Source organism: Paenibacillus sp. V4I7 (assembly GCF_030817275.1).
Classification (GTDB): Bacteria; Bacillota; Bacilli; order Paenibacillales; family NBRC-103111; genus Paenibacillus_E.
In genome coordinates this window covers 6,085,806-6,096,124 of the sequence record NZ_JAUSZD010000002.1, presented here as the reverse complement: position 1 = coordinate 6,096,124, position 10,319 = coordinate 6,085,806, and the positions used below count along the sequence as shown (strand labels likewise).

Annotated in this window: 14 protein-coding genes and 1 other annotated feature; of the genes, 12 read left to right on the top strand and 2 right to left on the bottom strand. The window is 39.7% G+C overall.

Annotated features, from left to right (window positions below):
* Positions 1 to 160: 160 nt before the first annotated feature.
* Complete coding sequence (locus QFZ80_RS28600; protein WP_307552447.1) at positions 161 to 991, bottom strand: hypothetical protein; 831 nt, start codon at positions 989 to 991, stop codon at positions 161 to 163.
* Between the two features lie 636 nt (positions 992 to 1,627).
* Here QFZ80_RS28600 and QFZ80_RS39205 point away from each other — a divergent pair.
* The 9 genes from QFZ80_RS39205 to QFZ80_RS28560 all read left to right on the top strand — a co-directional run bounded on the left by QFZ80_RS39205 (position 1,628) and on the right by QFZ80_RS28560 (position 7,106).
* Entirely contained in the window at positions 1,628 to 1,738 is a 111-nt protein-coding gene (locus QFZ80_RS39205) for a hypothetical protein (protein ID WP_373460440.1), read from the top strand.
* Between the two features lie 439 nt (positions 1,739 to 2,177).
* The gene (locus QFZ80_RS28595) at positions 2,178 to 2,387 is read left to right on the top strand and encodes an alpha/beta-type small acid-soluble spore protein (RefSeq protein WP_307552448.1); all 210 of its coding nucleotides are present in this window, start codon (positions 2,178 to 2,180) and stop codon (positions 2,385 to 2,387) included.
* A gap of 441 nt (positions 2,388 to 2,828) precedes the next feature.
* On the top strand, positions 2,829 to 3,140 hold the full coding sequence (locus tag QFZ80_RS28590; RefSeq protein WP_307552450.1) for a hypothetical protein: 312 nt from the start codon (positions 2,829 to 2,831) through the stop codon (positions 3,138 to 3,140).
* A gap of 1,203 nt (positions 3,141 to 4,343) precedes the next feature.
* Entirely contained in the window at positions 4,344 to 4,766 is a 423-nt protein-coding gene (locus tag QFZ80_RS28585) for a DoxX family protein (RefSeq protein ID WP_307562177.1), read from the top strand.
* 80 nt (positions 4,767 to 4,846) lie between these two features.
* Entirely contained in the window at positions 4,847 to 5,176 is a 330-nt protein-coding gene (locus tag QFZ80_RS28580) for an ArsR/SmtB family transcription factor (RefSeq protein WP_090824541.1), read from the top strand.
* Complete coding sequence (locus QFZ80_RS28575; protein ID WP_307552454.1) at positions 5,173 to 5,592, top strand: SRPBCC family protein; 420 nt, start codon at positions 5,173 to 5,175, stop codon at positions 5,590 to 5,592. The genes QFZ80_RS28580 and QFZ80_RS28575 overlap by 4 nt, the downstream gene beginning before the upstream one ends.
* Before the next feature lie 41 nt (positions 5,593 to 5,633).
* The gene (locus QFZ80_RS28570) at positions 5,634 to 6,095 is read left to right on the top strand and encodes a phage tail protein (RefSeq protein ID WP_307552456.1); all 462 of its coding nucleotides are present in this window, start codon (positions 5,634 to 5,636) and stop codon (positions 6,093 to 6,095) included.
* A gap of 74 nt (positions 6,096 to 6,169) precedes the next feature.
* Positions 6,170 to 6,589 (top strand): hypothetical protein, encoded by a 420-nt coding sequence (locus QFZ80_RS28565; protein WP_307562175.1) that lies wholly within the window; start codon positions 6,170 to 6,172, stop codon positions 6,587 to 6,589.
* Between the two features lie 244 nt (positions 6,590 to 6,833).
* Positions 6,834 to 7,106: a hypothetical protein gene (locus tag QFZ80_RS28560; protein ID WP_307562173.1), complete on the top strand. Its 273-nt coding sequence runs from the start codon at positions 6,834 to 6,836 to the stop codon at positions 7,104 to 7,106.
* Between the two features lie 186 nt (positions 7,107 to 7,292).
* Here QFZ80_RS28560 and QFZ80_RS28555 read toward each other — a convergent pair whose 3' ends face one another.
* Entirely contained in the window at positions 7,293 to 7,703 is a 411-nt protein-coding gene (locus QFZ80_RS28555) for a hypothetical protein (protein ID WP_307562170.1), read from the bottom strand.
* Positions 7,704 to 7,951: 248 nt separating this feature from the next.
* Here QFZ80_RS28555 and QFZ80_RS28550 point away from each other — a divergent pair, with 248 nt between their 5' ends.
* The 3 genes from QFZ80_RS28550 (at position 7,952) to QFZ80_RS28540 (ending at position 10,311) form a co-directional block, all read left to right on the top strand.
* Complete coding sequence (locus tag QFZ80_RS28550) at positions 7,952 to 8,359, top strand: hypothetical protein (protein ID WP_307562168.1); 408 nt, start codon at positions 7,952 to 7,954, stop codon at positions 8,357 to 8,359.
* Positions 8,360 to 8,535: 176 nt separating this feature from the next.
* The gene (locus tag QFZ80_RS28545) at positions 8,536 to 8,850 is read left to right on the top strand and encodes a hypothetical protein (RefSeq protein ID WP_307552465.1); all 315 of its coding nucleotides are present in this window, start codon (positions 8,536 to 8,538) and stop codon (positions 8,848 to 8,850) included.
* 273 nt (positions 8,851 to 9,123) lie between these two features.
* Positions 9,124 to 9,385: a binding site (T-box leader), on the top strand.
* Between the two features lie 83 nt (positions 9,386 to 9,468).
* The gene (locus tag QFZ80_RS28540) at positions 9,469 to 10,311 is read left to right on the top strand and encodes a class I SAM-dependent methyltransferase (protein WP_307552466.1); all 843 of its coding nucleotides are present in this window, start codon (positions 9,469 to 9,471) and stop codon (positions 10,309 to 10,311) included.
* The last annotated feature ends 8 nt before the right edge of the window (positions 10,312 to 10,319 follow it).

The following is a 10,319-nucleotide window of genomic DNA, read 5'->3' as shown; positions in this document are numbered from 1 at the left end:
TGTACCACAAAAGTTCAGGTCATTTCGCTAACGCAGAACGTTAGTTACATACACAACCTAATTGAGGCTGCCGGCATGATCAGAAGCAGCTGTGCGATCAAGCAGCAGCCATTCCTCTTCACAATGCGGTGGCTGAGTGGGCATCATGTGGGAAGGCACCTTAACGTGCACTACGTCGGCTGCGGCCGTTAGTAGCCGCTTTTGGTTTTCTCCAGTACCAAAGGGTGCTAAAGATGAGATAGAGTCCCATGACTGCCGCAAGCAGTATAAGGGTGAAGTCCGACATGTTCTCCATGGAATCAAGCCAACCGATTCTTTTCATGCCGAACAGACTGATGTTAAACACGATCCCAATCAGCATAATGGACCATATGGATGAAAGGCGTACATAGATGGATCCATAAATGAATCCTAACGCTACACCCAGAAGCTGCATCGCAATTCCTCCCGGTTGCAACGCTGCAATAATCAAAGCGATGACTAGAATTGGCCAGAATACGGGAACATGTTTCCGTGCTTCGTTAAACATGATACCAAAGAACAGGATCAGCTCAAGTGCAGTGGTGAGCACGGAGGAAAGTATAATGTAAACGAAAGGAACAGAGGCGAAATATTCTTCTGTAAAATCATTGAACGTTGTTATGTTGTAGTAAAAGAGTAGTTTCATGGAGGCAGCGTTTAATAAAGTGAACGCCAGCCCGATTGTTATCATGTGAACCGAAAAGCTCGGACTGATCGGCGAGAAGCTACTAAGTCTCCAGAAGCTTACCGGTGTCTGTTTCAAAAGCCGATATTTAATGGCATAAACTATTGCGGAAAGAGCGATTGTAATTACAAGTACCATGAATACCTGAATTGGGATGTTCTTTCCTTTTCCGAACTGCCCCCATCCTAATACAGGATCAATGACGATATTATAGAGGAAGATCACTAAAATGATGACCGTCAAATAGAGTAAGTAATTTCCCAGCATCGATAAATATTTCTTCATGAGAATCGCCGCCTTTCATTTTCGAAAAATAAACTAACTCACCCCTTTTCAGAGTATTCCTTACCCGTGAATAATATAATAACTCGTATTTTATTTAGCGAAACATAGTGCATTCCTGCAGGATGGTTTGAATATTTCGATGAAATAAAGAGTGGAAACAAATCTTTATGACTCAAGGCGCAGAAGGACTTCTTGAAGATAGGCGAGGTAAGGGTGTACCAGAGGAGTGTCTTAAGATCCCCTTAAAATGGGGATTTTTTAGTTTAAATCGCCAATGTTTGTGTCGCAGCACCACGACACAAACATTGGCGCATAATTTTGATCGTTTAAGATGTAGGGATGTGGTACTTCATTGTGATAATGGGCAGCGTGGTGACAACTGGCTACTTTTTCAAGTCCCTTAAGCGATACGACAACATGTAAATTCCAACATATGGTATAATGGGGTGATAATTTCAATCCAGCCTCTTCGACAAGTTCGATGTTTGGTTAGAGTACGAAGTATTGACCTGGCGATGGTGGCTTGAATTTGGATTGACAATTGTACCTTGGATTTTCTTCTGGTATGTCTTTAGAAATAAACCGTACCTCGACCGATTGCTTTATGTTTGCTTTTTCGTAACTATTATTTCAGTAGTGCTCGATATGTTGGGGGATCAATATGGGCTATGGCATTATCGTTACAATGTAGTCGCTGCTGTGCCCACTTATTTCCCATGGGATTTCACACTAATGCCTCTCTTGTAGTAATGCTCTTAAGAATTAAGCCAAAAGCGAGACCCTGGGTAAAAGCAATCATTTTTGCATTGCTAACTTCATTAGTTGGAGAACCAATCTTTCGTTGGCTTGATGTTTACTCCTTAGATAATTGGAAGTACATCTACTCGATACCAATTCAATTCATGATTTATTTAATTACTCACTGGTTATTTACTACTCGAAATAAATTCTCTTCCCCCGATAATCAATGACCAGGTCCGAAAAATTGTTAAAAATTCAACCTAGAAGATTAAGCTAACGCAGAACAGATCAATAAATAGCAGTGGAGGCAGCAGACTTTATTTTTCCAAGTCCTAGTCCGCCGCTGTTTCTTTTACTATATGCCTTGACGTATGTAAATTAATATGTATAAGAATTCCTTACACTCCACATTATAATATAACACCTAGAGAAGGAGTTGGCATAAATGGCTAGAAACAACACATTAGTAGTTCCACAAGCAAGAGCTGCTTTAAATCAGTTGAAGGTTGAAATTGCTCAAGAACTTTCAATTCCATTTCAACCAAATGCATATAACGGAAACCTCACTACACGCGATGCAGGTGCCATTGGTGGCAACATCACAAAGAGATTAGTACAAATAGCTGAACAGCAATTGCAAGGCTTCAATCGCTAATCCTTTGATGTAGAAGCAAGCATAAAAAAAGACTACAAACACCTTTTCCTTCGTAAGGTGAATGTAGTCTTTTTTTGTTTATTGAAATCTAAATCTTTATTCTTGAGCTGGGTATTCACTTTTGATTAGTTCAATTGAAGCATATTTAGCAGTTTCAAAAAGTAATTTAGCTACAGATTTGTCCGTCTTGTTCTTAACTATGTGCCCATAAAATTTTCCATTCTTCTCGAAAATGAACATTGTCTTATCTGGTTCTTTGAGTAATGGATATTTTTCAATCAGTAACAACACCTCCAAAGGAGTATAGGTCGCAAGATCTGAACCACAGATGATGAAAATGGATAATGACTTTTTAGTTCGACATCAAGATATTACACCATTTTTAATATAGTTTTATTACACTAATCATGTTGTTATAAATTGAGAATGAGGTGGAATTAAATGTTTAAGAAATTACCCATTAGTACTCGTGTCATCTTTGCATCTGTTATGTTATTTGTGGCTTTCTCTTCATCAGCGTTTGCCCATCAATGTTATATTGCTAACAAGCCTGATGGGGCAGGTGCTATCACAAGTGAGGAACAAATGTGGGTTAACAAGGGAGGGAAAGATGTGATGCAAGGTGCATTTGTAAACCCTTCAGTTTGGGGTTTAGAAGGATATCAAGACATTTTTATCCGTGGTTATTTGGATACAGCAGCCCAAAATGGAAGTACAACAAACGGCGTTCAGGAATACGTAATTCCCGAATAAATTCTATTATTTTATCGAGCTTGTAGATATTTAGCGCAGAAGGCTGCCGATCCATTCCTGTCGGCAGCATTCTCTTGATATTAATGGCCATAATCCAGTGATGTTGATTAAATATGCTCAATTCTTCCTGTCACTTTGGATTTTAGTTTTATTGCTGTACATATGTTTCATGCAGCCTAACTATGCGCGGCTTACCTTGCGACATTGCAGAAAGCAAACTATCAAACTCTCCCAAGCATTCACCATTACGATCAAAGCTCCTGAAAAACGTAACCATATCCACATGATTGTTAATTTTAGTAACTGAAAATCCTGTATGTAGAATATCCGGGACGTATGATGGTCGCCATAGCAAGATGACAAATGAAGGATTCCGAATTATAATCAAGGTGTTATTGATTATATCAAGACTAAGGACAAAGATCAGGTAGTATACTGAAAAAGGCAGCTTCAGCCAGGGGATTGAATGGTTCCCGGACTGTTAGCTGCCTTTTAGTTTTTGTAGATTAAAGAGTAAAAAACACGCTGAATAGGAGAGTGGCTTTTGTTGGCTTCGTTGTCGTACTCCTACCTTGATAAATTAAGTGTCTTGAAGCCAAAAGCCATAATTATGACCACATCGGAGCCACTGATCACCCCAGTCGCGGTGGTCCTTAAAGCCCAAATTGAAATACCAAAGTCCCCACCAAATCGTATTAGTTGTATTTTTTTCGAGGACTTCGACCCCCAATGTACCAGTGTGTTTTCCTGGATTGTCACAAAGGAGAAACTTTTTCTCCTGAGATAGCAGTTTAATAAGCTTACTTTCTGGACGACAGCTGTTATACATGGCGATGAAATCCTGCGAATGAGCGAGTAAATGAGAGATAAACCCTTAAAACCGAGGGACGGGCAGTTATCTAGAACCGAATGAGATTAATCAAGCAGTCCTGACGCCCTCCAAAACTGAGTCATGATCAAGAAACTTCGGCATTATCGCGCCGAGGCTTTTTAACATGCAGTCAAAGAGCCAAGTGGCACAAAATGTTGACACACATAGCTGATAGACAGTTTTCATGAGGAGTATAAAAATGTTGTTGACACGACACCAAATGGTGACATATAATCAAAGTGTCACCAAATGGTGTCCAATTAATAATTAGTCATTTGGAAAGTTTGAAACCTGAATAAGTTTCACTTGAAACAATTATGAGGAGGAAACAAATGAGTAAGATTATCGGTGCGGAAACAACCACGAAAGTAGAAGCCCAGTCACGGGGGAAAATGATTGCTTATTGGACAGTCACATTGCTGCTCGCTGCAGCTGTTATGTTAAGTGGTATCGGGCAACTGATGCAAATTGGGGGAAACACCGAGTTAGTGACGAATCTTGGTTACCCATTATACGTATTGACTATTCTTGGGATTTGGAAAGTGCTTGGAGCCATCGCTGTCGTCGTGCCGGGTTTTCCTCGGCTTAAAGAATGGGTTCACTCTGGTATCTTCTTTTTAATGACGGGTGCAGCTTTATCACATGTGTTTGCTAACGATTATGGCGATTACGGGTTTTATATTATCCTCCCGCTTTCATACGCTGCACTAAATTTCGCCTCGTGGGCGCTGCGCCCGAAGAGCCGCATGCTTTAAGGAGGTGGTAAAATTAACGGCCGTCCATTCGTACCGCAATAGATTTCTACTACCGAAAATAATATTTGGGAGAGGGTGCTGTGAGTGAGAACAACCGGTTGCGGGATGTGTTTGACGCGATTGCAGATCCAACTAGGCGCCGACTGATTCGTCTGTTAGCAGAGGCAGAGGAGTTACCGCTTCATGAATTAACGGCACAGTTTCAAATGGGCCGCACAGCGGTATCCAAGCATCTGACAATCCTTAAAGAGGCCGGACTGGTACTTGACCGAAAAGTTGGCAGAGAAACGCGATTTAGGCTAAACGCCTCCCCACTCAAAGAAATTCAAGATTGGGTGGCTTTCTACAGCAAGTTCTGGAGTGCGAATATGTTGCGCTTAAAACAACTATTAGAGGAGGAAGAAGAATGAGTTTAACATTAAATATGGATTTTCAGTTTACGACTTCGATCGAGAAGCTTTGGTCGGCCTTAACCGATTCAAGCAAGCTTGCCAAGTGGGTGGCCAACATCCACACCGGTCAAGCGATGGAGAATGATTTTAAGCCCGTCGTAGGACACCGTTTTCAGTTTCGAACTCAGCCGACCGAATATTGGAATGGGATTATTGAAGGCGAAGTGCTTATCGTGGAGGAACCAAATCGGTTGTCCTATACTTGGGCCAGCGGAGAGAAGCACACGGTCACCTGGACGCTGCAGGATTTAGGGGATGAAAAGGTTAACCTTCATCTCGAACAAACTGGAATCTCAAATGAACCAGCACTAGGTGGAGCGAAGTATGGCTGGAGTAAATGGTGTGGCGGTCTTGAGAAGGTGTTGGAACAGTAACCGCATTCGGTACAAAAACAAGAGATAAGAGGAGAGATGGAATGTCCTATATCGTCGATTTCAAGAATGTGTCTACGGTTGGTTTAGAGTCTTCACCTGTAGCAGAAGCGCTTGCTGGTTTACGTGCTAATGAAGCCCGGTACTTTATGAACAAATACAAACATGAATTTACGGTTGTACCAGCTAGCGAAAGTCAGGAGAACCTTGATTATGTGAACCGCATTTTGAAAGAACGTGATATTGCGTTTGCGGCCAAACCTTTAGAAACGTCGCGTTTTCAAGTGGAAAATATCCAATTTACCTACGTCTTTTATGAGGATGGTCTTGGGATCAATGTCATGTATACGGTTGATGACCCTAAGAAGCGGGCCGTTGGGTTTAAGCTTTCTGAGGGGATGGAGGTACCAAAGGAGTTAGAAGGGAAGTTTAAGTTTGCTAGGCAGAAGTCTAAACTAGCTGGAACAATTCGGGGCTCGTTTTTTGTAATTAAAGGAGAATATTAAACTAAAAAAGAGCACCTGATTTAACATGAAAAAAACGGGTTTTGTATGGAGGGGATTAGAGTGCTGTTAATGAATTGTCAATCTATTTAGTTAAAGAATTTTCTACAACTGAAGCTATGAGTAAAAAGCTTGATGATCTTCCTTTAGAAACTATACCTGTGCTTACCGACAAGGAAATTAGAACATATGATTTGACAGAACATGAATTCACAATGAAGGAAGGTATTAGTTTAGAGGAAAGGTTAGATGGGAAAGTATCTTTAAGTGGCAAACCTTTTGTTGTAGTTGTTGGTAATGAAAGAATATATCTAGGGAGTTTTTGGTCCTATTTATCTTCTCAATTTAATCCTAATATTCCAAAGATCTCTTCTGGGTGGAATAAAGGAAGCGATAACGATATGTACAAAATACAATATGGTAAAAATCAGGATCCTAGAGACGATACTAAAATATTTGAGGCATTAAAAGGATTAGGGAAAGTTATTAATTTTTAATTCTTCTAGGGAGTGCTGAGTATTAGCTGCATCAGCATATTTTCAGGGATTATACTTCACTATCGGGTACTTTAGCATAATAAAACATCAGAACGAGGCTGCCAGTTTTAAACGGTAGCCTCGTTGATCTAACGGGCAGTTTAGTATGCTATTAAATTAGGTACTAGAGAAAGATAGAACTATTTAAGCAGACTAAGTCGTAATATAGTTTGATTATAGTTTCCTTAGGAAGGAGTAATTACGATTGCTTAAGCTTATCTTGCCTGTTGTGATTTCTTTAGTATTGTCACTGATTTATATTATCAAGTTTAATAAAAATCATAAAAGTGTCACTATAATTTCAGTCGGAGCAGTTATTAATATGGTTTGTCTGCTATTGGGTATTGTTTATTTTGTGCTAACTTCGCAAGATGGTTTAGCCGTGGTTGGACAAATGGGTATTTATGCTGTATGTTTTGTCGTTATATTATTAATAAATGTTAATACAGTCATTGCCTTGAAAAAACGTAAAATCTAGAAATAATATGTTCCTTCAGTTGAGTTGAACTAACGCAGAACGAAAGTGGAGGAGTTTGCTATGTGGCAGCTCCTCTTTTCTATTGAAGTAACTGGCAGATTAGCGGAACAAGTGTAAAAAATATTAACTAGGGTTAATTACGCAAAAAAGTGAATTGGCCTTTTTCAATTGTCTATTAAAAAATAGTTATTTTTGTATTGAAATAACTTTAAACTCATTGTGAATTAAGCGTTGGGATGCCAATATATTGCCTTTAAAGTTTTTAGGGAACATAGAAATTATAACATTTTTTGCTTTTGCTAGATTTGTAGCTTCAACTATTACATGTACTTCATAACGGAAAAAATTTGCACATGGAAGTGTGTCTACACTCAGCTGTTTTCCATCCAGTATTCCAGCCCCAAAAGCACCGCGTTTTCGCTTGAAATTATTAAGCGAGAATATACTGACTCTCACTGTCACTGGTTCACGATTATTATTAAACACATTTAGAAATACAGTTCTAGCAATGGGTTGAAGTCTTGGTGGTCTTACTTGGAACGGGTTGAAGCCCTTATCATTTTCAATTACACAAGATGAATAAACTATACGAGCCATACATTGCACCACCTTAAATAGTAAGTAGTTCATTCTTTATTGGATGAAATTATTACTCTTTGTGCAATGTACATTTACCCTATTTTTCAACTAAACTAATACAGAACGATAGCTTCAAACAAGATCTGGCAGGCTGCCGGTGATAAATTCGGTGGCCTATTCCGCTAACGAGCAGATTACTTCAAACGTTACTATCATAAAGAGCAATTTAAAGTAGGAATTTGATTTCACATAGATGGATTGTTTTTTTGTTAGTACACCAAGGGATCGTCTTACTACAAAAAATAAAAGTAGAAAAGAATACCGCCGCGTTTTTGAAGGCCGTACAGTCGAAAGATTTTGGTAAGGCTGCAGAGTTGTATGGAAGCCCTATCGATCTCGAAAAAATGCGAAAACTCCATGAGGAAGAAGGTTTCCGGTTGCTGAATTACGACAACATTAGAGCTGATTATGATGATGGATGCGTCTGTTCCGTACACGCAGACCTAACTTTTAAAGTCAACGGTGAGCGCTTGAATGTATCGGCAGTTGTTTCCGTTAGTACGGGGAATAAGCTGGGTCAAATTTGCGCTATTACACCTTCAGGCACTGAGCGGGGCTCCGTTCCTGTTTTATCAGAATGGAATTTGATTGCCTGTGGGAGCGGCTCATTTTAAGATGGCATATGACAATATGATTAAGCGAGGAACGATAGCTCAATAAAACTCACGAGAAGGTTGCAGACAGCAATGGAACGGTAGCCTTCTCAGCTAACTGGGCAGATTAGTGTAATGGGTTAAAGCAAAAATACGGTAATCTGTATTTAGACATTCAATCATGAGGAGTTAAAATCATGGGAAAAGTTAGTGCTGTAATACAAGATCCATATTTTGAGCAGCCCTCTTGGTTATCAAAAGTTGAATACAGGGAAACCACTTCTCTTTCCAGATTTTCTACGTCGGAAGATGCCGCCCTGTTTTTGACGTTGGCTTGCGGGTATAACAACATAGATGTGGATAGAGAGCCTGCTGAGGTATTAAATGAACTCATAACCATCGATGAAATTGCAATAAGTGGTGGCATAGCCTTTGAGGATAAAAATAAAGTAATACTTCCGAGTTGTTGTTGTGGGTTGAGTTTTGGAGAGACGTGCTTGAAGCGGTCCTAAGCAAAAAGGATGTATGGCTTGGTCATGATCCATTCCCTACTTTGGAATACGTAAATGATTCGGTAAGAGTTTGGTCTGACGATTATTCTGGCACATTTAGAAAAGATTTGTCGGAGCAAGAATTACAGAAAATGTAACGATAGTACAGGAGCTTGCCTCGTGGTAACTCTTCTTTGTTCATTCAAGTAACGGTCAGTAGTATTAGATGTTTTTTGATTTTTCAGAAAACATGTTTACAGAAGTGTGAATACTTGTTAACATAATTCCAATATTTGAAAAGCGATGAAGAGGGAAGTAAATAATTGAATTCTTTCACAGAGAGCTCCGATAGCTGAAATGGAGCAAGAGTTCTTTATCGAAGAAAGCCTCTGAGCAGCACATCGGAACCAAACTTAGGGGATGGTGTGACAGGAGCTCCTGTTACAGAGCTAGAGTATAAGCATTCTTATGTATTGCCGTACTTGAAGAGGCTTATAGGGTAATCTATTTGCGAACCTGGGTGGTACCACGAGGAATACACAATCTCGTCCCTGAGACAAATGTCTTGGGGGTGGGATTTTTTTATTGTATTAAGAAAGTCAACGATCAAATAATTGCTTTATTTTTAGGAGGGTGTATATGGACACTTTGGAGAATGTAAGAAAATTTTATGATGAAACCGTAAACTATGAGTGGCGGAGACTTGATCGGCATAAAGTGGAATTTGAGCTTACCAAACGCTACATAAACCGTTACATTAAGCCGTATGACCGTGTATTAGACATTGGTGGTGGACCTGGAAAGTATTCATTATACCTATCGCAGCGCGGCTGTCATGTTACATTAGCGGATCTTTCCCAGAATAACGTAGATTTTGCACTGAAAAAGGCAAATGAGCTTAACCTTCCGCTGAGCGGTCTGCGCGTTGATTGTCGTGATTTATCGGAGATCCAAGATGGACAGTTTGATCATGTCCTTTGCATGGGACCGATGTATCATCTGAAAGAAGAACACGACAGGGTCATTACGATTAATGAATGCTTAAAAAAATTAAAACCTAACGGAATGATTTTCGTAGCCTTTGTTTCTTCTTATTCTTTCGTGTGGGATTATCTGATCGGTAATCCAGGTATGATCTTAAATGAAGAGAGGAGATTACAGCTAAATACCATAGTAAACGATGAGAATTTTTCAGGTCACGGGTTCTCAGATAATTTCTTTATACGTCCTAGCGATGTGCTTCCCTTTTTCCAACAGTTTGAATTGGATAAACTCCATTTACTTAATTGTGAAAGCTTTTTATATTTGCGTGAGCCAGAACTGCTTAGTCAATCACCTGAAGTGGTAGAAGCTTGGCTGGACTTAGCAGAGCAAGTATGTGAGCGAGAGAACTTGCTGAGTTTAGCTGAACATCTGATGTACATTGGAAAGAAACACGGATGGAAACAGGTTCACCCATTGAGCTCCCTCGGAGAACATTAGTTAAACTG

What these genes read in the sequence shown, in the direction of transcription:
- QFZ80_RS28600 (WP_307552447.1), bottom strand. Translation starts at nt 991, where the DNA reads ATGAAGAAATATTTATCGATGCTGGGAAATTACTTACTCTATTTGACG.
- QFZ80_RS28595 (WP_307552448.1), top strand. Translation starts at nt 2,178, where the DNA reads ATGGCTAGAAACAACACATTAGTAGTTCCACAAGCAAGAGCTGCTTTA.
- QFZ80_RS28575 (WP_307552454.1), top strand. Translation starts at nt 5,173, where the DNA reads ATGAGTTTAACATTAAATATGGATTTTCAGTTTACGACTTCGATCGAG.
- QFZ80_RS28545 (WP_307552465.1), top strand. Translation starts at nt 8,536, where the DNA reads ATGGGAAAAGTTAGTGCTGTAATACAAGATCCATATTTTGAGCAGCCC.
- QFZ80_RS28585 (WP_307562177.1), top strand. Translation starts at nt 4,344, where the DNA reads ATGAGTAAGATTATCGGTGCGGAAACAACCACGAAAGTAGAAGCCCAG.
- QFZ80_RS28570 (WP_307552456.1), top strand. Translation starts at nt 5,634, where the DNA reads ATGTCCTATATCGTCGATTTCAAGAATGTGTCTACGGTTGGTTTAGAG.
- QFZ80_RS28540 (WP_307552466.1), top strand. Translation starts at nt 9,469, where the DNA reads ATGGACACTTTGGAGAATGTAAGAAAATTTTATGATGAAACCGTAAAC.
- QFZ80_RS28555 (WP_307562170.1), bottom strand. Translation starts at nt 7,703, where the DNA reads ATGGCTCGTATAGTTTATTCATCTTGTGTAATTGAAAATGATAAGGGC.
- QFZ80_RS28590 (WP_307552450.1), top strand. Translation starts at nt 2,829, where the DNA reads ATGTTTAAGAAATTACCCATTAGTACTCGTGTCATCTTTGCATCTGTT.